The sequence below is a fragment of the Curvibacter sp. AEP1-3 genome (genome assembly GCF_002163715.1).
Taxonomy (GTDB): domain Bacteria; phylum Pseudomonadota; class Gammaproteobacteria; order Burkholderiales; family Burkholderiaceae_C; genus Allorhodoferax.
Genome location: NZ_CP015698.1, coordinates 781,791 through 804,014, shown reverse-complemented (window position 1 = coordinate 804,014; position 22,224 = coordinate 781,791). Strand labels below are relative to the sequence as shown.

The window sequence follows — 22,224 nt, the reverse complement described above, 5'->3', positions numbered from 1 at the left end:
GTGCGATAGCGCACCTCCGTTCCTGGTCGCGGCGCCATAAGCGTTCGCTCCCGAACAGACCTTGGAGTAGAAACGGCGCAGCATGAATCCCTAATGCACAGGGAGGCCGCCATGGGATTTTGGACCATCGATAACAGCAAGTGGGCTTACCGCCTGGACTTTGCGCTTTACGGCGTTGCGGTGGTGGCGCTGGCCTTGCATTTGCTGTTTCGCACGCCACCGGGCTTGCAATGGTTGGTGTTGGCGTACACGATGGCAGGCATGTTTGTCTGGAGCGGCGTGGAGTACGCGTTACACCGCTTTGTGCTGCATGGTCTGCAGCCCTTTACCCGATGGCACGAAGCCCACCATGAGCGCCCCGCGGCGCTGATTTGCAGTTCCACCTTCTTGAGCGCCGGTTTGATTTTGCTGCTGGTCTTCTTGCCGGCCTTGTTGGCCTTGGAGGTGTGGCGCGCCAGCGCACTTACCTTGGGCGTAGTGGGCGGCTACGTGCTGTATGCCGCCACGCACCACGCTTTGCACCATTGGCGCCTGTCCGGTAGTTGGATGCAGCAGCGCAAGCTGTGGCACGCCCGGCACCACCACCATAGCCGGCACGCAGTGTGTTTCGGTGTCACCAATGCTGTGTGGGACCGGGTGTTCGGCACAGCCTATCCCAAGGAGAAATAGCATGCCCCTTTCCCCTGAACGTCCCTCCAACCTCCATCCTTGCCTGGCTCGCTGGAGTACAGCCGCCTTTTCGGATGCTGCGGATACCTCTCCGGTCGATTTGCAGAGCCTGTCGGCCCATGTGCAGCATTGCAGTGGAATGCCCAGCCATACCGAGCGCTTGCAGGGTGCTGCGCATTGGGCGAGCAGTGTCATGCGTGTGCGCCTGATGAGCTGCGTGGTATTGCTTGTCCTGGTGCTGGGGGCTGTGCTGGCCCTGGCGTCCTAGGGCATGCCGCCCGCTCGGGGAAAAGACGCACTGCAACTGGTGCCTGAGGGGCTGTGGGCGGTGCTCGATCTGGATGCCGGTCCGCTGGATGCCCCCATACGGTCAGAAGTGTTCGGGCTGGAGCGTTTTGAACGCCATGGCAACAGCCTGGGGCTGACGCACCGCGTGGTGCGCGAGCGCAGCCTGCAGACGAGCTTCACTCCCCGGCTGCGAGACAACATCCAGCGGCTTCGTAGCGTCAATGCCTACATCGGCAGCCAGGCCCGTACGGGCTATGACATCAGCCCTGCGGCAGAGTGGCTGTTGGAGAACTTTCACTTGCTGGAAGCCCAGTTCAAGGAAGTGGACGAGGGCTTGCCCGCCAACTATTTCAAGGGGCTGCCGGTGCTCGTGCAGCCGCCCTTGGCCGGCCTGCCGCGTGTGTACGGGGTGGCCTGGGCCTTTGTGGCGCATACCGATGGGGCGTTTGACGAATCCTTGCTCGTGCATTTTTTGAATGCTTACCAGCAAAGCTGCGAGCTGCGCCTGAGCGAGTTGTGGGCCTTGCCGACCACCTTGCGGGTGGTGCTGATGGAGAACCTGCGCCGCTTGGCCGACCGGGTGGCTGCCAACAAAGCCGCCCGCGAGCTGGCGAACCGCTGCTGTGACGACCTGGAGCAATTCAGCATTGCTGTGCTGGAGGAGCTGGCAGAGCGTATGCGCCGCCGTGGGGTGGAGGGCGTGTTTCTGGCGCAAATGGCGCAGCGCCTGCAAACGACTTTGCCCGGTAGCCGTGTCATGGTGAAGACCTGGCTGCAGACGGTGGTGCCTTACTTGCCGGCCGTACTGCTGCAACAACGCGCCGAGCAGGCGGCAGACAACCTGAGTGTGAGCAATTCGGTCACCTCGCTGCGCACCATTGGGGACGCGGATTGGCCCGATGTGGTGATGCGCACCAACCTGTGTACCCGCCTCATGCTCGGCAACCCAGTGTTTGAGGCGGAGCACGCCATGACCCGCGAAACCACACTGCACGGCATTGAGCAATTGGCCAAGCGCAGTGGCAAGCCCGAAGCCCATGTCACCCAGGCGCTGCTGCACTTGATGGCTGGTGCGACGGCGGGTGATGAAGGTGCGCAGGTCCCGGCGTATTGGCTGGCTGGGGCAGGGGGCGGCACGCTGCGTGTGGTGCTCGGTTTACCGGCTCACCCGCGTTTTGCGTGGGAGCGTTGGGCACGCTTGTGGGCACTGCCTTTGTATCTGGGGGCCATCGGTATCTCCAGTGGCATGCTGCTGGCGTGGCTGTTGCTCCACCACGGAACCGGCATGGCACTGGTGGCTGGAGGCGGTTGGTGGGGTGCTGCCTTGATGTTGCTGGTGATGCTGCCCGCCTCCGAGGCCATGGTGGCGCTGGTGAACCGCTTGGCCAGCGAATCGCTGGAGCCGCAGCGGCTGGCACGCTTGGCGTTCAAGCAAGGCATTCCGGCAGAGCACCGGGTGGCCGTCGTCATTCCCTGCATGCTGGTGGATGGCGCGGGCATAGAGGCATTGGCGCGACGCCTACACTTGCACTACCTGGCCAACCCGGAGCCACAGGCCCAGTTTGTGTTGCTGACCGACTTTCTGGACGCTGACACCCGAACCACGCCTGGAGACCAGGCTTTGCTGGACCAGGCAGTGCTCGCCATCGAAGCGCTTAATTTGCTCTACCCGGTATTGCCTGCGGCATCAGATGCCGATTTGCCCCAGCCTGTGGCGCCTATGCGCTTTGTGCTGCTGCACCGGGAGAGGCGCTTCAGCCGCTCCGAGCGGGCCTGGATAGGTTGGGAGCGGAAGCGGGGCAAGTTGGAAGCGCTGATTGCGGCCTTGTCCGAGGGCGGCTATGGCGGCTTTGTGGACCTCGGCGAACTCAGTCGCCTTGTACCCTGCACGCCTTATGTGCTGACCCTGGACGCAGACACCCAGCTCCCGCCGGGGCGCTTGCGCTCCTTGGTGGGCATTGCTGCGCACCCGAGCAACCACCCGGTGTTTGATCCGATGAGCCGCACCATTGTCAAGGGCTACGGGGTGCTGCAACCCCGAGTGTCTGCGCCCTTGCCAGGTGAACATGCGCGCACCTTTTACCACTGGCTGTTTGCAGGGCAGTTCGGTATTGACACCTACAGTGCCACCACCTCAGAGGTGTACCAGGATGTATTCGGGCAGGGGACTTTTACCGGCAAGGGCCTGTTGAACGTGAAGGCAGTGCATCAGGTGTTGGGCAGCCGCTTTCCTGATGGGCAGGTGCTGAGCCACGATTTGTTGGAGGGCGCTTTGGTGCGCTGTGCGACGGTGACCGATGTGACTGTGCTGGAGGAGGGGCCGCACCTCCCGGACACGGCCAATGCCCGCATCCACCGGTGGACGCGAGGGGACTGGCAGCTGCTGCCCTTCATGCTGCACTTTTGGCGCTACGGAATTACGCCGCTCAACCTGTGGAAGATGCTGGACAACCTGCGCCGCTCCCTGGTGGCGCCAGCCTGCCTGTTGCTGCTGGTGTTGTCTGTGAGTGGTGTGGGGCTGGCGCCGGGCATTGCGCTGTTGCTGGTGCTACTTGCCTATACAGCGGGGCCGTTTATTGGCGCAGTGGCGGGATTGTTTCCGGGGCGGCCACATCTGGAGTTGCGCTACTTTTATGCCTGTGCCAGTGTGGACTTTGCCCGGGTAATGGCCTTGGGCGGCTGGCAATGCATGCAGCTTTTGCGACAGACCCTGCTGGCGGGCGATGCAGTGCTGCGCTCTCTGTACCGCCTCACCATCAGCCACAGTAGCCTATTAGAGTGGACGACCGCCGCCAGCGTGCAGGCTGGCAGCAGCACCCGCCTGAGTGTCATGTTGCGTATGCATGCCGGATTGGCGGCATGGACTCTGCTGGGGGCAGTGGCCCTGGCACCTTGGGTGGTCTATCCCGGTTGGGCCGCCATGTGGGCGGCGTTGTGGTTTATGTCTCCCATGGCCTTGTGGATGGCCAGCCAAAGCCAGTGGAGCCGCCGGGTGGATATGCCGGATGCCACAGGACGGGCTTATCTGGACCGTGTGGCGCACGATACCTGGCGCTTCTTTGAGCATTGCGTGACGGCACAAGACCACCATTTGCCGCCCGATAACTTGCAGGTCGTGCCCTACGACATGCTCGCGCACCGCACCTCTCCGACCAACATCGGTTTGTATTTGCTGAGCTGCGCCTGTGCAGCGCAGTCGGGCTGGATCAGTTTGGCGCAACTCTGCGATCGCTTGCAGTTGACGCTGGACACGCTGGATGTGCTGCCTCGCCACGAGGGGCATTTCCTGAACTGGTACGACACCCAGACGCTCGCTGCGTTGCTACCCGCTTATGTGTCTACTGTGGATAGCGGCAATCTCAGCGGCCACATGCTGACCACCGCGCAAGCCTGTCTGGATTTTGCCGGGCGGGAGCGGGGCGCCGCGTCCTTGGACTGCGATGCGCGCGCAGCCACGCTGGAGGCATTGGCATTGCGCTTGCAGACCATGGCCCTCACACCGGACTACCGGTTTTTGTACAGCGCGCGGCGTCGCCTGTTTCACATCGGTTACCGGGTGCGCGAGCAGGAGTTGGATACGGCCTTCTATGACTTGCTGGCATCTGAATCCCGGCTGACCAGCCTGGTGGCCATTGCCAAAGGCGATGTGGAGGCCGCGCATTGGGGCGCACTGGGGCGGATTGCCTGCCTCTATGGCGTACAGCCGGGGCTGAAGTCCTGGTCAGGATCCATGTTTGAGTACTTGATGCCCTCGCTGATGCTCGATGAGCCTCAGGGCAGTTTGTTGCACGGTGCCTGCGACCATGCGGTAGGTGCCCAGCGTGCATTTGGAGTGCTGCAAGATGTGCCTTGGGGTATCTCGGAATCTGCTTACGCGGGGCGGGACAGCTCCATGGCTTACCAGTACGCGCCGCAGGGTGTGCCTGCGCTGGCCTTGCGGCGTACACCTGTGGACGAGCTGGTAGTAGCGCCTTATGCGACCCTGCTGGCCCTTACCGTGAGTCCCCAAGCGAGTATTGCCAACCTGCAGCGACTTGAACTCCTGGGAGCAAGGCGGGAGTGGGGCTTCATGGAAGCTTTGGACTACACCCCGGTGCGTCAGACGGGCATGGAACCGTTTACGCTGGTCGGAACTTTTATGGCGCACCACCAGGGCATGGCCTTGGCGTCGCTGACGAATTTGCTGCATATGGACATCGTCAAGCGATGGGGTATGGCGGACCCGCACATGGAGGCGGTCAGCAGCCTGCTACACGAGCGGGTGCCCAAAGAAATCCGCAAGGCGCCCGGCCTGCCCCCGGTGGCCATAGAACAGCGGCTGCAGCTGCGCCCGCCCGGGCTTGTGCGGCAGCTTTTGCCGGGGCAACACGCGGTGGAGCCCAGCCAGTTGCTCTCCAACGGACGTTACTGTGTGGCTTTGCGTGCAAATGGCGCGGGTGCCAGCCAATGGGACAACTCAGCCATCACCCGCTTTAGGGATGATGCCTTGCGTGATGCGTATGGCAGCTTTGTGTTTTGCCGTGAACTGGGCCATACGCCGCGGCCACGCTATTCGGTCACCCGCAGTCCCGCAGCTGACCCTGCCGCAGAGTACCGCACCAGTTTTCAGCCTGACCGGGTGGTGTTTCACTGCGACGCACTGCATTGGGAAAGCCGAATGACCGTGTGGGTGAGCCCCGAGGACGATATTGAGTTCCGGCAGGTGGAGCTCCACAACACCAGCGACGAAACCCTGGAGCTGGAGCTGGGGTGCAGCCTTGAAATTGCACTCAACAAACAAAGCGCCGATGAGGCACACCCGGCTTTCTCCAAGCTCTTCGTGCACAGTGAGTGGCTGGAGGTCCAGCGCGCGCTGCTGTACCGTCGCACACCGCGTGTGGAGACAGAGCCGGTGGTGTGTGCGGTGCATTTTCTGGCTCACACCGATGCGACGGTGCTGAATGTGCAGGCCTGCTCCGACCGGCAGCGATGGGCAGGGCGTAATCGCAGGCCCGGGCAGGACAACGGCTGGTCACAGGGCTTGCAGCACGGCGAGGCCTATTTTCAAGGCGCAGGCGCTGGCGACAGCGGGTTGGATCCGGTCGCTGCGCTGTCGGTGCATATCCGCTTGGCGCCGTTTGCCAAAGCCCAGCTGACATTTGCCACGGCAGCCGCCACTGATCCGGCTTTGCTACACGCCTTGATGGACAAGTACCAGCAGAGCAACCATGTGCAGCGTGCATCGCTGATGTCCTCGACGCTGGCTGGCATCCGCCTGCGGGCGCTGCAAATCAGCCCTGACACCCTGACGGCCACCCAAAGCATCACCACAGCGCTATTGTTTGTGCTGAACAAGCCAGTGGTCCAGCAGGAGGCATCAGCGCTGTTGAACAGCAAGGTGTGTGACAAGCGGCTTCTGTGGCGTATCGGGCTGTCGGGGGACAGGCCCATTCTGTTGATATCCATTGCCGTGTTGCAGGGCTTGGGGCTGGTGCGCTCCATCACCCAGGCCATGCGCATGTGGGCGTGGTCAGGTGTGGGCTGCGACTTGGTGGTTCTTAACGCCGAACCGGCGTCTTACCACCTGACACTGCAGCGCGAACTCACGGGCCTGTGCGACCTGCTGAACACCGAGCACCCGAGGGATGACGCCGACACCTGCATTGCCATGTGGGTATTGCGGGATGACACGCTGAGCGACGATGAGCGAAGCACCTTGCATGCCTTGGCGCGCATGCATCTCGATGCAGATGGGCGTCCGCTGTTGCACCATGTGCAGGCTTGGTCTGCCAGTCACGACCTGGACGCCAAGCAACGCTCTGCGCATCCCCGGCGCAACCCCGGTGGTGCGGGCGACTCCATGCCACTGGACGTGCATGTGACGCAAGGAGCGTTCGGCGCAGATGGCTCTGAGTTCCGCTTCGACGTAGGCCAGGACATGAAGCCCCTGCGGCCTTGGGTCAATGTGTTGGCCAATGAGCAGTTCGGCACCGTGGTGAGTGAGGCTGGTGGTGGCTTCAGCTGGGCGGGCAACAGCCGTCTCAACCAACTGACGCCGTGGTCCAACGACCCGGTGGCAGACCCGCCCGGTGAGTGGCTGTGGCTGCAGGATCTGGACGCATTGCCTCGTGCCGGTTGGTCCCTGAGCCCGGATGCTTGGGCCCTGCCGGACACCCGCTACACGGTCAGCCATACGCAGGGCAAGACTTCCATACGACACCGGCGTGGCGCTCTGGAGGTGGAGGTTGTCTGGTCGGTGGATGTGAGCTTGCAGCTTAAGCAAGTGGAGGTGCATCTGCACAACCGCGGCACCATGGATATGCATTTGCGTTGTATAGGCATGGTGGAGTGGGTCATGGGGGCTGCTATGCGTGACAGGGCGAGCACCGTCACTGCGGGGCATTTATCAACATCGAATGCAGTACTCCTGTGTAGCCAGCGTGAGCAGTCAGCGGGGCTTGGAGGTGGAACGGCATTCTGGGCCTGCAATGCACCGCCGCTGGCCGGCGCCCAAGGAGCCCGATTGCAATGGACATGCGACCGGCGGGAGTTTTTTGATGGGACGGGTTCGCCCACCATTCCTGATCAACTCGGCGGTGGTGCAGGCACAGGAGTAGACCCCTGTGCGGCCCTGTCAGTGCGCATGGATGTACCGGCCAGGCAGAGCCGCAGCCAGGTGTTTTTGATGGGTTATGCGGCAGATGCCACGGAGGCCTTGGGCTCAGCACAGCGGGCCCTGCAAGAAGTGCCTGCAGAGCGCTTGGCGTCTGTGGCAGTTCATTGGAATGCGCTGCTGGGCAAACTCACGGTACGCACTCCGGATCCGCTGCTGGATGCGCTGGTGAATCGCTGGTTTTTGTACCAAGCGTTGGCGTGCCGCATGGCGGCGAAAGCCGGTTTCTATCAGGCGGGTGGTGCCACGGGTTTCCGGGATCAATTGCAGGATGCCATGGCACTGGTGTGGGTGGAGCCGGGTTTGTTGCGAAACCAGATTGTGTTGTGCGCTTCGCGCCAGTTTGCGGCGGGCGATGTACAGCATTGGTGGCACAGCCCCGGCGGGGCGGGTGTGCGCACCCGCATGTCCGACGATTTGCTCTGGCTGCCGCACGCCCTCACGCGCTATCTCCATGCCACGGCGGACAGTACGGTGCTCGACGAAGCAGTCGCATTCTTAAGCGGTCCTGCGCTGAAGGAAGGGCAAGAGGATGCTTATTTCACACCGGGAACTAGTCCTGACTCTGCGAGTGTTTATGAGCATGCCGCACGCACCATAGACCACAGCCTGGTCGTAGGTGTGCATGGGCTCCCCTTGATGGGAACCGGCGACTGGAACGATGGCATGAATGCTGTCGGACATCAGGGCAAGGGTGAATCTGTTTGGTTGGGGTGGTTCCTCGTGCAACTGGTGCGCGTTTGGGCACCATTGGCACGCACGCGGGGTGACTGGGAACGTGCCCAACGTTGGGAGCAAGCTGCTTTGGTGTGGCACGCGGCGCTGGAGGGGCCGGCATGGGATGGTGCGTGGTATGCGCGCGCTTTCTTTGACGATGGCAGCCCCTTGGGCAGCCATACGCTGGACGAGTGTCGCATCGACTTGATCGCCCAAGCGTGGGGTGTGCTGAGCGAGGCGGCCCCGCCCGGGCGGGCGGCGATGGCCATGGGCGCTGCGCAATCCCAACTCGTGGATGAGCGTATGGGTTTGGTCAAACTCCTGACGCCACCTTTGCAGAACCAACTGCCGCGTGCGGGCTACATCCAGAGTTACCCGCCCGGCGTGCGTGAGAACGGCGGACAGTACAACCATGGCGCTGTTTGGGGGCTGATGGCAATGGCGCAATTGCACAGGGCCAGGGGCAGCGATTTGCCCTATGCCTACTTCTGTGGATTGAGCCCGGCGCACCGCAGTGCTGACCCTGCACGCGGAGCGGTGTACGGGCTGGAGCCCTATGCCATGGCCGGTGATATTTATGGTGCGCCACCTTACACAGGCCGCGGCGGTTGGAGCTGGTACACAGGCTCTGCCGCCTGGATGTACCGCGCAGCGACCGAGTCACTTTTCGGGCTTGAGTTCGGGCCCCAGCGTGTGTGTTTCAGGCCGTGCTTTCCGGCGCACTGGGAGCATGCTCACATGCACCTGCAATTGCCAGAATGTGTGTTGGAAGTGTCATTCGTGAAAGATCTGCCTGATGCACCACTCGCTGCGGCTGCGGAGGGTTCGACTGCGCTTGCAGTGGGCGCATGGCTGGAGTACCTGCCGCTCCGAGGTGTTCAGCATATTCAGGTTGCGATCTGATTTTCTGGTGAGTTCGACAGCGCACCGACGTAGCGCATGCAAGGCCTTACCGTGAAGACGTTCATTCACTGTTTAGGAGTTCTCCATGAAAAATTCATTCCGCCTTACCTTCATCGTTATTGCATTGGCTGTAGGTGCCATCAGCGGTTGTGCGGTTCAGCGTGGCCAGGAAAGCGTGGGTGCTTATGTGGATGACGCCACGATCACGACGCAGGTAAAGAGCCGTTTTGTCGAAAGCAAAGTGGTGGATGCGGGCGCTATCAGTGTGGAAACCATGACCGGTACCGTCATGCTGTCAGGCTTTGCCAAAAACCAGCTGGAAAAGAACACCGCGGAAAACATTGCCCGCAATGTGAGCGGCGTGCGCTCAGTGAAAAATGAAATCACGGTTCGTCCTTGAATCCCCTGCCAACACGGAGAAACACATGACGCAAACCTTGGTTCAACTTTCACCCCGAGCCCGGTGGGGCTTGGGGATTCCGCTAGCTCTTCTGTCCGGGCTTTGCATGGCCCAGGCACCTGACACCCGCGGCTACCTGCTGGACGGTGCCGGCGCCTTCGTCGGAAGTGCCACTCCGGGCCAATGCTGGCACAACGGTGCCTGGACGCCTGCGTTGGCCGTCGCCCCGTGCGACGCGGTCCTGATGGCTGCTGCGCCGGTGGTGGTTCCACCTGCACCCGCTGCCGAGAAGCCCGTTGCAGCAGCCCCCGTGGTGGTCACACCGGTGCTCATACCTCTGCCTGCGCAGCGCCTGAACTTTTCTGCGGATGCGCTATTTGCCTTCGACAAGTCAGTGTTGAGTCCTACCGGCATGGGCATGCTGGATGACTTGGCCAAAGAAGTATCCGGCGGCACGTTTGATGCCATTCACGTCCGGGGCTACACAGACCGCATTGGTACAGCAGCCTATAACCAGAAACTCTCCTTGCGCCGTGCGACTGTGGTGAGCGATTACCTGGTCAGCAAAGGGGTGGCGGCAGGCAGCATAGACGCCTATGGCGAGGGGGAGTCACAACCCCTGACCACGCTGGCTGAGTGCCCCGGTGGAAAGCGCACAGTGCTCATTGAGTGCCTGCGACGCGACCGCCGTGTGGAAGTGGATGTGCAAGGCACCAAGGCAGCAACGCGCTAGCGCGCTGCTTTAAGTCACCGGAACTGGCTGCATGCAGCATCCAGATCCGTTGCTTTCCCACCTGCCGCGGTGACGCGCGATTTGGCCCGATCGCATGCGTCGCGGAAGATGGGTGCTAAGTTGCGAGGGCTTTTGACAGTCTCGCTGGCCATCTGGAACTTCCTGCCCACAGGGGAAGTGACGAAATCCAAGGCCTGTTGGAGTTCATCACGGGTCATATCGCGTGCCCAGACGTCCCCTATCACTTTGATGAAATTCTCCCGGTTCATCGCGTTCTTCATTTCCTCAACCCAGATTTCGAGGGTACGGTCTGATTTTCCCGAGGCCGCAGCGGTTTTTTGTAAATTGTCAAAAGCACCGTCGATCAAGACTTTGACGTCCTTGAAGTTCTCGCCAACAGTGACCTCTGCAAGTTTGTAAGCAAGTGCCTGGGTAGTTTGGGCCGAGGCAGGCGCAATGGCGGTCATTCCCAACGCAGCTGCAAGAATCCAGCTTTTCATGTGCTTTCCCTGAGTAGTTTGATTCAATAGATGCAGTGTATCGGGCTGTTCAACGCCCCAAGTGCCCCAGCGGCAACTCGGTGCTGCTCTTGATGCAGTTGAGCACGATGTTGGACCGGATGCTGCCCACACCCTGAATGCGGGTGATGCGGCGCAAGACCTGCTCGGACAACACACTCAAATCCGCACAGACGATGTGCAGGATGTAGTCCGACTCACCAGCCACCGAATAGCACTCCAGCACTTCGGGGATGGAGCCGATTTCGGTCTCGAACGTGGCGCCCTCATCACCCCCGTGGCGGGTCAGCGTGACATAGCTCATGGCACGCACGCCCAGGCCCAGTGCCTGGGGCTCCAGCAGGGCGACATAGCGCCGCACAAAGCCACCAACCTGCAGGCGCTGCACCCGCCGGCTCACCTGTGAGGCCGATAGATGCACCTGCTCACCGATCTGTTGGTGGGTGGCATAGGCATCACGCTGCAGTGCAGCAAGAAGACTGATGTCATAGCTATCAAGCAGTGAATCTTCGGTATTTTTCAAATTCATGCACAAATTATGCATAAGACGAGTGTTCGGTGCCAAACTTGCATACCCATTGCAGCGCCATTTGCCCACAATCAAGCTTTTCAAAACACGCTTTCGAGGAGCCTTGCCATGCGCACCACCACCACCGATTTGTTTGAGAACCCGATGGGCCTGATGGGCTTCGAGTTTGTGGAATTTGCGTCGCCCATCGCGGGAGTTATCGAGCCCGTGTTTGAGCGCATGGGCTTCACGCTGGTGGCCAAGCACCGTTCGAAAAACGTGGTGTTGTACCGCCAGGGCGATATCAATTTCATCGTCAACCGCGAGCCCAAAAGCGTGGCCGGCTACTTTGCCGCTGAGCATGGCCCCAGCGCCTGTGGCATGGCGTTCCGCGTGAAGGATTCCCACCACGCTTACAACCGCGCGCTCGAGCTGGGTGCTCAACCTGTGGAGCTGCGCCCCGGCCCCATGGAGCTGAACCTGCCCGCCATCAAAGGCATTGGCGGCGCGCCGCTGTATCTGATTGACCGTTATGAGGACGGCAAGTCGATTTACGACATCGACTTTGAATTCATCGAGGGCGTGGACCGCCACCCTGTGGGCCATGGCTTGAAGCTCATCGACCACTTGACCCACAACGTCTACCGTGGCCGCATGGCCTTTTGGGCCGACTTTTACGAGCGCTTGTTCAACTTCCGCGAGATCCGCTATTTCGACATCAAAGGCGAGTACACCGGTTTGACCTCCAAGGCCATGACCGCGCCGGACGGCAAGATCCGCATCCCCTTGAACGAAGAGTCCCGCCAAGGCGGCGGCCAGATCGAGGAATACCTGATGCAATTCAACGGCGAGGGCATTCAGCACATTGCCCTGATTTGTGACGACCTGGTGAGCACCGTGGACAAGCTGGCCATGGCCGGCGTGCCCCTGATGACCGCGCCCAATGATGTGTACTACGAGATGCTCGAAGGCCGCCTGCCCGGGCACGGCCAGCCGGTGGCAGAGTTGCAGAGCCGCGGTATCTTGCTGGATGGCAGCACAGAGGGCGGGCAGCCGCGCCTGCTGCTGCAAATCTTTTCGCAAACCCAGCTCGGGCCGGTGTTTTTTGAGTTCATCCAGCGCAGGGGCGATGAAGGTTTTGGTGAGGGTAACTTCAAGGCCCTGTTCGAATCGCTGGAGCGCGACCAGGTACGCCGCGGCGCTTTGGAAACCGCTTAAGCCAACATAAAGCCCGAGGAGACACCATGAAAATAGAACGCATCCATCACGTGGCTTATCGCTGCAAAGACGCCAAAGAAACCGTGCTCTGGTACCAGAAGATGCTGCACATGGACTTTGTGCTGGCGATTGCCGAAGACCTGGTGCCCAGCACCAAAGCGCCCGACCCCTACATGCACGTTTTCCTCGACGCGGGGCAGGGCAATGTGCTGGCCTTCTTTGAGTTGCCCACACAACCCCCCATGGGCCGCGACCCCAACACGCCCGCTTGGGTGCAGCACATCGCCTTCAAAGTGAAAGACCGGGCCGAGTTGCTGGAGTTCAAAGCGCACCTAGAAGCGCAAGGCGTGGACGTGTTGGGCGTGACCGACCACGGCATGTTCCACAGCATCTACTTCTTTGACCCCAATGGCCACCGGCTGGAGCTGTCGTGCCCGGACCATGACGAACAGGCCAAGCTGGCGCAAATGGACAAGGTGAAGTGGGCCATGTTGGAGGAGTGGAGTGTGACCAAGCGCGCGCCCAAACACGCCGCCTTTTTGCACGCTAACGAATTTGGAGCGAAAGCATGAGCGCAGTGCCCCATGTCTTGGACGCCACCCACGCCCCCGACACGCAAAGCTGGGTCGAATCCGCCAGCACCTCCGACACCGATTTCCCGATCCAGAACCTGCCCTTCGGCCGCTTCCGCCACAACGCGCTGGAGCCCTGGCAAATCGGTGTGGCCATTGGCGACCGCGTGCTGGACCTGCACGCCACCGGCTTGATCGACCACAACGATATGCACCGCCTGATGGCCGCACCCGTGGCCCAGCGCCGCGCCTTGCGGCTGGCCATCTGGGAAGGGCTGCGCGAGGGCTCGGCCCTGCAAAAAGTCTGGGGCGATGCACTCTTGCGCCAGACCGAAGTGGAGCTGGGCCTGCCCTGCGAGGTGGGCGACTACACCGACTTCTACACCGGCATCCACCACGCCACCACCGTGGGCAAGCTCTTCCGCCCGGAGAACCCGCTGCTACCCAACTACAAGTGGGTACCCATCGGCTACCACGGCCGGGCCAGCAGCATAGCTGCCAGCGGGCAACAGTTTCACAGACCCAAGGGGCAAACGCTCAAGCCGGGTGCCACGGTGCCGGATTTCGGGCCCAGCGCGCGGATCGACTATGAGCTCGAACTCGGGGCCTGGGTCGGCATGGGTAATGCGCTGGGTGCTCCTGTTTCTATAGCGGATGCAGAAGAGCACGTCTTCGGCCTCACGCTGCTCAACGACTGGAGCGCACGCGATGTGCAGGCCTGGGAATACCAACCCCTGGGCCCGTTTTTGGCTAAAAACTTTGCCACCACCGTGTCGCCCTGGTTGGTGACCATGGAAGCGCTGGCGCCGTTTCGCGCCCCCTTCGTCCGCGACGCGGCGGACCCGCAGCCCTTGCCCTATCTGGAGAGCGCAGCCAACCGCGCTCATGGCGCGCTGGATGTGCAGCTCGAAGTCTGGCTCCAGACGCCCGCCATGCGCGCCGCTGGCGAGGGCGGCGTGCGCCTCTCGCAGTCCAACATGCGGGACGCCTACTGGACGCTGGCGCAGCTGGTCGCTCACCACACGGTCAATGGCTGCAACCTTCGTGCGGGCGATGTGCTGGGCACCGGCACCTTGTCCGGCCCGGCGCCGGAGCAGGGCGGCTCGTTGCTGGAGCTGACTCAAGGCGGCAAGCAGCCCATTACCTTGCCCAACGGCGAAGTGCGCACTTTTTTGCAAGATGGCGACACCGTCATCCTGCGCGGTGCTTGCTTAGCAGAGGGTACGCGGCGTATCGGCTTTGGCGATTGCCGGGGCACCTTGCTGGCGGTGCGTTAAGGGGGGTGGCCGGTGGACGACTACACCATCCCCCAACACTGGGCGCACTACAGCGCCGCAGACCACGCGGTCTGGAAGACGCTGTTTGAGCGCCAGACCGCGCTGCTGCCCCAACTGGCCTGCCGCGAGTTTGTGGAAGGCATGCACGCCTTGCCGCTCAGCGCAGACGCCATTCCCGACTTTGCTGCACTGAACGAAGTGCTGATGCCCCGCACCGGCTGGCAGGTGGTGGCCGTGCCGGGTTTGGTGCCGGACGAGGTGTTTTTTAATCACCTGGCGAACCGGCGCTTTCCGAGCGGCAACTTCATCCGCGGTGCGGACCAGCTGGACTACCTGCAAGAGCCCGACGTCTTCCACGACGTGTTCGGCCACGTGCCAATGCTCATGCACCCGGTGATGGCGGACTTCATCCAGCTCTATGGCCAGGCCGGCTTACGCGCCCAACGCATCGGCAAGCTTACGGAGCTGGCGCGGGTGTACTGGTACACCGTGGAGTTCGGTTTGGTGAAGGAGCAAGCACCGGGCGAGAGCGGCGCCCAAGAAGCTTTGCGCATCTACGGTGCAGGCATTGCCTCGTCATTCACCGAGAGCGGCTTTGCGGTACAAAGCACATCGCCCCACCGTATCGGTTTTGACTTGGAGCGCGTCATGCGCACCCGCTACCGCATTGACGATTTCCAAGAGTGCTACTTCGTACTCGACAGCCTGAACGACCTGCTGGACCTGGCCCGCATCGATTTTGACCCGGTCTACGAACGCCTCAACAGTGGTCCCACCTTTGCGCCGGGGGATGTGTTGCCTTCAGACCGGGTGTTCCAGCATGGGGATGGCAGCTACGCACGCAGTCGCGTTCCGGAACTGGCCTAGCTATTTGAATCCAATGCGCCCCTGGCGCCCGTGCAATATGTGCGAGGCGCTATCACAATGGTAGCGCTGTGGTGCTTTTAATCTGCTCCATCGAGAAGGCGGAAGACACACCCGCCAGCTGGGCCAGCTGGATCAGGCGTTTGTAGAACCGGTCGTAACCGGCGATGTCGGCGGCCACCACCTTGAGTAGGTAGTCCACATCGCCGCTCATGCGGTGGAACTCCATCACCTCTGGCATGCCGGCCACGGCGGCAGCAAATTCGCGCAGCCAGGCTTCGTCGTGCCGGTTGGTGCGCAGGCTCACGAACACAGTCACTGGCAGGCCGGCCTGTTCGCGATTGACGATGGCAACGCGCTTTTCGATCAGGCCCGACTCTTCCATGCTCTTCACCCGCTTCCAGCATGGGGTGGTGGACAGGCCCACTTTTTCACTGAGTTGGGCTACCGACAAGCTGCCGTCCTGTTGCAGCTCGCTGAGGATGGCGCGATCGGTTCGGTCCAGTTCTTTATAGGCTGCCATTGCTGTGTTCGTCTATTTGATGGAATGAATATTCTATGTTCTGACTAAATGCAGTAGGAAATGGAATGTTCGTTTGTGGCGAGGTGCCTACCATCGAGTGCTTCATTGCCACCTTTTTTGAGCCTGCCATGCACGCACCTGCCCACGAGATTTACCTGGACTGCAATGCCACCACCCCCGTGCTGCCAGCCGCCGCTGATGCGGCCATGCGCATGCTCATGGGCCAGTTCGGCAACCCCAGCAGTAGCCACAGCACAGGTTTGCGCGCCAAGGCTTTGCTGGACGGCGTACGCGCCCGAGCCGCACGGGTGCTGGGCACGGGCAACGGGCAACTGCTGTTTGTGAGCGGCGCGACGGAAGGCATTCAAACCGCGGTGCTGTCCGCCCTGTGTGAGGTGCGGGCCCGACGCGATGCAGGCGAAGTGGTGGATGGGCCTATTCTGCTGGGTGCGACCGAACACAAGGCCGTGCCCCAAGCCGTGGCACATTGGAACCGGCTGCTGGGACTGAACTTGCCGGTGCTGACCGTGCCAGTGAACACAAAAGGGTTGCATGACATGGCGTACCTGCAGCAGCACCTGCCGAGCGCGACCCTGTTGTGCACCATGGCGGCCAATAACGAGACGGGCGTGGTGTCGGATATTGCCGGCATCGAAGCCGTGTTGCTAAGCAGCGCGTCGCGTGCGCTGTGGCTGGTGGACTGTGTGCAGGCACTGGGCAAGCTCAATTTGAACCTGGCGGCGACCCGCATCGATTACGCGCCGTTCTCCGGTCACAAGCTGTATGCCCCCAAGGGCACTGGCATGCTGTATGTGCGCGCCGGCAGCCCCTATACCGCGCTCATGGCCGGTGGCGGCCAAGAAGGCGGCAGCCGCGCCGGCACCGAAAACATGCCCGGCATAGCCGCGCTGGGTGCTGTGCTGGAAGTGCTGGAGCAGGGCGGGGCAGGGGTCTTCCGCTCTCACGAACAACTGGCCCGCGACCGGGCCCGCCTGGCGGGTGCGTTGCAAGCGGCTTTTCCTGACGTGGTGTTCAACATGCCCTTCGATGGCAGCTTGCCCACCACGCTCAACTTTTCCGTTCCAGGCCTGTCCAGCAAAACCCTGCTCAACGTGTTTGATGCCGCGGGCATGCGCATCAGCGCGGGCAGCGCCTGCAGCGCGGCCAAAGCCGAGCCCAGCTATGTATTGCAGGCCATGGGCTTGCCGGAGTGGCAAACCGTGGGGGCGGTGCGCTTGTCCATAGGCGCGATCGTGGATGACGCTTTCATTGAGGAAGCCTGCGCCCGCATCGCCCGCTGTGGTCAAGTATTACGTGTAATGCCTGCACAGGAGATATCACAGATGAGCGTTCCCGTTGGCCAAAGCCTGACCGACGAAGCCGGTAAAGACGGCGCGCTGTCTTGCGAGGCGCTGTCGGCCTTTTTGCAGTTGTACCCGGATACCCGGCTGGTCGATGTGCGTGATGTGGCAGAACATGAGGCCGGTCGCCATTTGCTGCCTTCATCGCTGTCGGCGAAAACTGCCACTCTCAACATGCCGCTCGAAACCCTGCGCCACACCATGCCTGCAGAGATGTCTCAGGCCCTGGGGCCCTTGGTGATGTTCTGTCGCAGTGGTGCACGCAGCCGGCAGGCCGCAGCCTTGCTGCGTGAGCGCGGCCACACACAGGTGTGGCATCTGGAAGGTGGGCTGGCGCTGGCTGAAATGGCATGAGAAAACCGGGGTAGGGCATGCGGGAAGCGCATGCCTTGGCGCGGCACAATGGTGGGCATGCAGACACCTTTCTCCCTCCCTGATTTGCCTTCCCCTGAACTCGCCGGCCACCTGCTGGTGCAGTGCCTGATTGCCCAAGGCGTGACCCACGCATTCGGTGTGCCCGGCGAGAGCTATCTCGCGGTATTGGACGGGTTTCACCGCTATAGCGAGCACATCCGATTTATCGTGAACCGGCAGGAGGGCGGTGCTGCCTTCATGGCCGAGGCCCACGGCAAGCTCACCGGGCGCCCCGGCATTTGCTTTGTGACCCGCGGGCCGGGCGCGACGAATGCCAGCATCGGCGTGCACACGGCGTTTCAAGACTCCACCCCCATGGTGCTGTTTGTGGGCGATGTGGCCAGCGACCAGCGCGACCGCGAAGCCTTTCAGGAAATGGACTACCGCGTCATGTTCGGCCCCAGTGCTCTGGGCATGGCCAAGCGCGTGGAGCGGATAGACGATGCCGCCCGCATCCCTGAATACGTGGCCCGCGCCTTTGCCACCGCCATGAATGGCCGCCCTGGCCCGGTCGTGCTGGTGTTGCCTGAGGACATGCTGACCCAGACACTGGTTGCGGATGCAGCTGACAAGTTGCCGCAGCCCCTGGCCCGTGTGGAGCCGGTAGAGGCATGGAGCGACCCCGGCGCCCTGCGGGATCTGCGCCAGCTGCTCCTCAAAGCCGAGCGCCCCTTCGTCATCGCCGGTGGCGGTGGCTGGACGCCGCAAGCCGCTCAGGCCCTGCAACGCTTTGCCGAGAACTGGCGCCTGCCGGTGGGCAATGCCTTCCGCTTCCAGGATACCTTTGATAACCACCACCCGCAGTACGCGGGCGACGTGGGCATTGGCATTAACCCGGCGCTTGCCAAACGGGTGCGCGAGAGCGACCTGATCATCGCCATCGGCCCCCGCCTGGGCGAGATGACGACTGGCGGCTACACGCTGCTGCAAGCGCCCAAAACTGCGCAAACGCTGGTGCACATACACGCCAGCGCCGAAGAGCTCAATCGTGTGTACCAGGCCGACCTGGCCATCCATGCCAGCATGCGCGCCGCCGCCCGCTCGTTGGAGGTACTGACCGCCCCGGTGAACGTGCCTTGGGAGGCCTGGACGCAGGGCTGCAACGCTGACTACCAAGCCAATCTGGTGCCCAGCGTGATCAAAGACTTGCCCGCTGACAACGAGCGCGGTCTGGTGGATATGCCCTCGGTGATCGCGACCTTGCAAAAGCACTTGCCCAAAGATGCGGTGCTCACTAACGGCGCGGGCAACTTTGCGAGCTGGCTGCACCGCTTTTATCGCTACACCGGCCTTGCTGCGGGCTTCAAGACGCAACTGGCACCGACCAACGGCGCCATGGGCTATGGCGTGCCGGCGGGCATTGCCGCTGCTATCGTCAGCCAAGGTGCCGCAGGTCAAGCCGGCGCGGGCCGAGTGGCGTTCACCATTGCGGGTGATGGCGACTTTTTGATGAACGGGCAGGAGTTGGCCACAGCGGTGCAGTACGGCGCCAAGAGCATCATTCTGCTGCTTAACAATGGCATGTACGGCACCATCCGCATGCACCAAGAGCGCGAATACCCGCAACATGTGGCAGGCACGGCACTCGCCAACCCCGATTTCGCCGCCTTGGCCCGTGCCTACGGCTATGCGGGTGTGACTATCCGAAAGAGCGCTGACTTTGAGGCCGAGTTGCTGGCGGCGCTTGCGCGGCCCAACGGCACAGTGATAGAGGTGGTGCTGGAGCCCGAGCTGATCAGCACCCGCGGCACCCTGAACGCCATGACCCAAGCTGCCCTGAAGCGATGAGCCCGGCTGCCCTGGAGCTACGGGCCGTCCATCACGTGGCCATCATCGCCGCGGACTATGCGCGCTCCAAACATTTCTATGTGGAGTTGCTAGGCCTGAAAGTGCTGGCAGAAAACTACCGTGCCGCGCGGGACTCCTGGAAGCTGGACCTGGCATTACCAGACGGCACGCAACTGGAGTTGTTTTCTTTTCCACAGCCACCAGCACGGGCCTCCCGCCCGGAAGCCTGTGGCTTGCGACACCTGTGTTTCGCTGTGGCCGATGTGGAGCAAGCCAAGGTTGCGCTCGAAGCAATGGGGATAGCTGTGGAGCCTGTCCGGGTGGATGAGTACACCGGCAAGACTTTCACGTTCTTTGCCGATCCGGACGGCCTGCCCCTGGAGCTGTATCAGGCTTGAGGGTACTTTCTGCTACAAAATCAGGAGCTTCTGGCGCAAATCTGACGCGCGCCAGCGCAATTTCAGGCTGCTTGAGCTGTACGGAACATGCGCACGCCTTGCGACGGGGCGGGTTGCACAGGCGTTGCCTTTTTGGCACCCAGAGGCGGAAGCAGGATGAAAGGGCCCGGGCCGTTCTCGGTCCATTGGGAGCATGCCATGACGTAACTGGAGCCGTGTTCGGCGGTTTCAGTATCCACGATCAGGGCAATGCGCATGCCGCTGAAATCGTTCTGGGTGTACAAACGGCGTACACCCACCGCGCCAGCAATCACGGGCAGTTGGACAGGTTTGGCGGGTGTCCAGCGGTGACTGAGTCCGTCTGCTATGTCCAATGCGGTCAATGGGGTCTCCGTGCGGTACTGAAGGTGCAAGCCCTTGGCTGCGATGACGACCAAGGCACCTGCTGCATTGCGGCCGACCGTGACGAAATCGGCAGGCATACCGAGGTTTTCCAGGCGCTGGCCGGAGGCGTCAAAGCGACTGTCGCCGCTGTCTGCGATGAAACTCCAGACATATCCGTCAGGGCCGACACTGATGGCTTCTTCCTCGCCTTGCGCATTGCGCAGGACGGTGGTTTGCTTCCAAAGGCTGGTGTTGGTGTCGGCGGGGTGGAGGGGGTTAGGCATGATGTATGGTTTTGTAACAACGACTGGGACTGAGTTTGAAGACCTCCTCCCCAAAAGTCTTAAAGGACTCCTTAAAATTCCTGAATTCGCTGGCGCAACACCTTGTCTGCCACCCTTAAAAACCAGAAAGCGCACCTTTGACCGTAAACACTATTTCCGCCGGATCAGACTCTGGAATCAGTGCGTTTGGTAATTTCGTTTTGCAAAGGCATGAACGTCGCTTGCTGTGCGATGGCCAGACAGTCATGGTGGGGGCCCGAGCCTTTGACGTGCTGTGTGTATTGGTCGATCACGCGGGCGAGCTGGTTACCAAGAAAAAGCTCTTTGACTTGGTGTGGCCCGGTCTGGTGGTCGAGGAAAACAACCTGCAGGTGCACGTGTCCAGTTTGCGCCGTATCCTGGGTGCTGATGCCATCGCCACGGTCCCGGGGCGTGGCTATCGCTTTACCTTGCGCCTCGCTGCTGTTCCCTCTGCTTTGGAGACAGCCCAGGCTTCCAAGGGCAAAGGACGCGCATCCGACCAGCAGGCCTACCGGCGCACCATTGCTGTGTTGCCTTTTGTGAATCTGAATGGAGACCCGGAGCAGGAGTACTTCTCGGACGGTCTGGCTGAAGACATCATCAGTCACCTGACCAAATCCCCATGGTTGTTGGTTGTGTCCCGGAACTCGTCATTCGCCTACCGGAACACCAAAGAGAGCAACCAGGCGGTTGGGTCGGCGCTCAGGGCCCGCTATCTGGTGCTGGGTAGCGTGCGGCGTGCCGGAACCATGCTGCGCATGACTGCGGAGCTGGTCGACACATCCACAGGCGAGACCCTCTGGGCTGACCGCTTTGATCGACCCTTGAGTGACATGTTTGCGGTGCAGGCAGAGATATCCGGTCAGATCGTGAGTGCGATAGAGCCGGTCTACCTGCACAGTGAGGAGCGGGTTGCCAGTGAAGTGCCGAATCAGAATATGGAGCACTGGGATCTGCTCATGCGGGCGCGTTGGCATTTTTGGCGCACCACGCCCGAGCATGTGATGCAAGCGCAGTCACTTTTGACCCGCGCCTTGGAGATCAAACCCGGCGACTCGGCCAGTTCGTCCCTGATGTCTTTCACCCACATGGCCAAACTGTGGGGCGCATGGGCGGAAGACCCACGGGCCGCTGTCGCCGAAGCCAACCGGTTGGCACTGGTGGCCGTGCGCAACGACGAGCGCGATGCCTTTGCCCACTTCACCCTGGGCACGGCGTTGTCATGTGCCGGGCAGATGCAAGCGGCCATTGCAGAGCTGGAGTGCGCCCTCGGCCTGTACCCCCAGGCTGCGGCCGCGGCCGGAGAGCTGGGGCGCTTGCTGGTGTTTTCGGGCCGCACGGAAGAAGCGGAAGAGTTCATCCTGCAGGCGGTGGACGCCAGTCCGCATGACCCGCATCTGAGTCTCTGGATCCGTAGCCGTGCGATCGGCTGTTTCATTGACGGTCGCCATGCGGATGCTGTTCGTTATGCCCGCGAGGCAACTGCCAAGCGGGCGGACTGGTACTTCAATCACCTGTTGCTCGCGGCGTGCCTGTCGGCGGCCGGCGACATGGAGGCGGCACAAGCCAGCTTGCGACAAGCCATGAGCGGTCGGGGCTACAACATGCAGGCCATCATGTTCGGCCATCCGTTCGTCCATGAGCAGCATCGCAACAAGTTTTTGGACGCTCTCAAAGCGGCTGGCTGGCAGGCATAAACTTCGCGGTCGGTGGCCGCGCGGTGCGGTCACAC

General features: G+C 61.8%; 17 protein-coding genes. 13 read left to right on the top strand and 4 right to left on the bottom strand.

Annotated elements, in window-relative coordinates; genetic code table 11:
• The first annotated feature begins 111 nt into the window (after window positions 1-111).
• The 5 genes from AEP_RS03765 to AEP_RS03745 all read left to right on the top strand — a co-directional run bounded on the left by AEP_RS03765 (window position 112) and on the right by AEP_RS03745 (window position 10,362).
• The gene (locus tag AEP_RS03765; RefSeq protein ID WP_157673039.1) at window positions 112-669 is read left to right on the top strand and encodes a sterol desaturase family protein; all 558 of its coding nucleotides are present in this window, start codon (window positions 112-114) and stop codon (window positions 667-669) included.
• 1 nt (window position 670) lies between these two features.
• Complete coding sequence (locus AEP_RS03760; protein WP_087494155.1) at window positions 671-937, top strand: hypothetical protein; 267 nt, start codon at window positions 671-673, stop codon at window positions 935-937.
• A 3-nt stretch (window positions 938-940) separates the two neighbouring features.
• Window positions 941-9,229 carry a GH36-type glycosyl hydrolase domain-containing protein gene (locus tag AEP_RS03755; RefSeq protein ID WP_087494154.1) on the top strand — a complete coding sequence of 2,763 codons (8,289 nt, stop codon included), beginning with the start codon at window positions 941-943 and terminating at the stop codon, window positions 9,227-9,229.
• Window positions 9,230-9,314: 85 nt separating this feature from the next.
• Window positions 9,315-9,629 carry a BON domain-containing protein gene (locus AEP_RS03750; protein ID WP_087494153.1) on the top strand — a complete coding sequence of 105 codons (315 nt, stop codon included), beginning with the start codon at window positions 9,315-9,317 and terminating at the stop codon, window positions 9,627-9,629.
• 106 nt (window positions 9,630-9,735) lie between these two features.
• Window positions 9,736-10,362: an OmpA family protein gene (locus AEP_RS03745; protein WP_157673038.1), complete on the top strand. Its 627-nt coding sequence runs from the start codon at window positions 9,736-9,738 to the stop codon at window positions 10,360-10,362.
• Between the two features lie 14 nt (window positions 10,363-10,376).
• Here the strand turns inward: AEP_RS03745 and AEP_RS03740 are convergent, their stop codons facing one another.
• Both AEP_RS03740 and AEP_RS03735 read right to left on the bottom strand, forming a co-directional pair.
• The gene (locus AEP_RS03740) at window positions 10,377-10,862 is read right to left on the bottom strand and encodes a DUF2059 domain-containing protein (protein ID WP_087494151.1); all 486 of its coding nucleotides are present in this window, start codon (window positions 10,860-10,862) and stop codon (window positions 10,377-10,379) included.
• 49 nt (window positions 10,863-10,911) lie between these two features.
• Entirely contained in the window at window positions 10,912-11,409 is a 498-nt protein-coding gene (locus AEP_RS03735; RefSeq protein ID WP_087494150.1) for an Lrp/AsnC family transcriptional regulator, read from the bottom strand.
• Window positions 11,410-11,517: 108 nt separating this feature from the next.
• On the opposite strand from AEP_RS03735, the gene hppD reads away from it, so the two are divergent.
• Genes hppD through phhA form a run of 4 tightly spaced genes read left to right on the top strand, consistent with a single transcriptional unit; the run spans window position 11,518 to window position 15,322 of the window.
• A complete protein-coding gene (hppD, locus tag AEP_RS03730; protein ID WP_087494149.1) occupies window positions 11,518-12,606 on the top strand; it encodes a 4-hydroxyphenylpyruvate dioxygenase in 1,089 nt (362 codons plus the stop codon).
• Between the two features lie 26 nt (window positions 12,607-12,632).
• The gene (locus AEP_RS03725) at window positions 12,633-13,178 is read left to right on the top strand and encodes a VOC family protein (RefSeq protein ID WP_087494148.1); all 546 of its coding nucleotides are present in this window, start codon (window positions 12,633-12,635) and stop codon (window positions 13,176-13,178) included.
• Window positions 13,175-14,455 (top strand): fumarylacetoacetase, encoded by a 1,281-nt coding sequence (fahA, locus tag AEP_RS03720; RefSeq protein ID WP_087494147.1) that lies wholly within the window; start codon window positions 13,175-13,177, stop codon window positions 14,453-14,455. The genes AEP_RS03725 and fahA overlap by 4 nt, the downstream gene beginning before the upstream one ends.
• 12 nt (window positions 14,456-14,467) lie before the next feature.
• A complete protein-coding gene (gene phhA / locus AEP_RS03715; protein WP_087494146.1) occupies window positions 14,468-15,322 on the top strand; it encodes a phenylalanine 4-monooxygenase in 855 nt (284 codons plus the stop codon).
• A gap of 52 nt (window positions 15,323-15,374) precedes the next feature.
• Here the strand turns inward: phhA and AEP_RS03710 are convergent, their stop codons facing one another.
• Window positions 15,375-15,842, bottom strand: coding sequence for an Lrp/AsnC family transcriptional regulator (locus AEP_RS03710; RefSeq protein WP_087494145.1), 468 nt, complete (start codon window positions 15,840-15,842; stop codon window positions 15,375-15,377).
• 128 nt (window positions 15,843-15,970) lie between these two features.
• Here AEP_RS03710 and AEP_RS03705 point away from each other — a divergent pair, with 128 nt between their 5' ends.
• Genes AEP_RS03705 through gloA2 form a run of 3 tightly spaced genes read left to right on the top strand, consistent with a single transcriptional unit; the run spans window position 15,971 to window position 19,803 of the window.
• Window positions 15,971-17,557, top strand: coding sequence for an aminotransferase class V-fold PLP-dependent enzyme (locus AEP_RS03705; RefSeq protein WP_087497168.1), 1,587 nt, complete (start codon window positions 15,971-15,973; stop codon window positions 17,555-17,557).
• Between the two features lie 57 nt (window positions 17,558-17,614).
• The gene (locus AEP_RS03700; RefSeq protein ID WP_198301895.1) at window positions 17,615-19,405 is read left to right on the top strand and encodes a thiamine pyrophosphate-binding protein; all 1,791 of its coding nucleotides are present in this window, start codon (window positions 17,615-17,617) and stop codon (window positions 19,403-19,405) included.
• Window positions 19,402-19,803 (top strand): SMU1112c/YaeR family gloxylase I-like metalloprotein, encoded by a 402-nt coding sequence (gene gloA2, locus AEP_RS03695; RefSeq protein ID WP_087494144.1) that lies wholly within the window; start codon window positions 19,402-19,404, stop codon window positions 19,801-19,803. The genes AEP_RS03700 and gloA2 overlap by 4 nt, the downstream gene beginning before the upstream one ends.
• A gap of 62 nt (window positions 19,804-19,865) precedes the next feature.
• Here the strand turns inward: gloA2 and AEP_RS03690 are convergent, their stop codons facing one another.
• Window positions 19,866-20,471 (bottom strand): hypothetical protein, encoded by a 606-nt coding sequence (locus AEP_RS03690; RefSeq protein WP_087494143.1) that lies wholly within the window; start codon window positions 20,469-20,471, stop codon window positions 19,866-19,868.
• Window positions 20,472-20,671: 200 nt separating this feature from the next.
• Between AEP_RS03690 and AEP_RS03685 the strand changes: the two genes are divergently transcribed.
• Window positions 20,672-22,189 (top strand): winged helix-turn-helix domain-containing protein, encoded by a 1,518-nt coding sequence (locus AEP_RS03685; protein WP_157673037.1) that lies wholly within the window; start codon window positions 20,672-20,674, stop codon window positions 22,187-22,189.
• The last annotated feature ends 35 nt before the right edge of the window (window positions 22,190-22,224 follow it).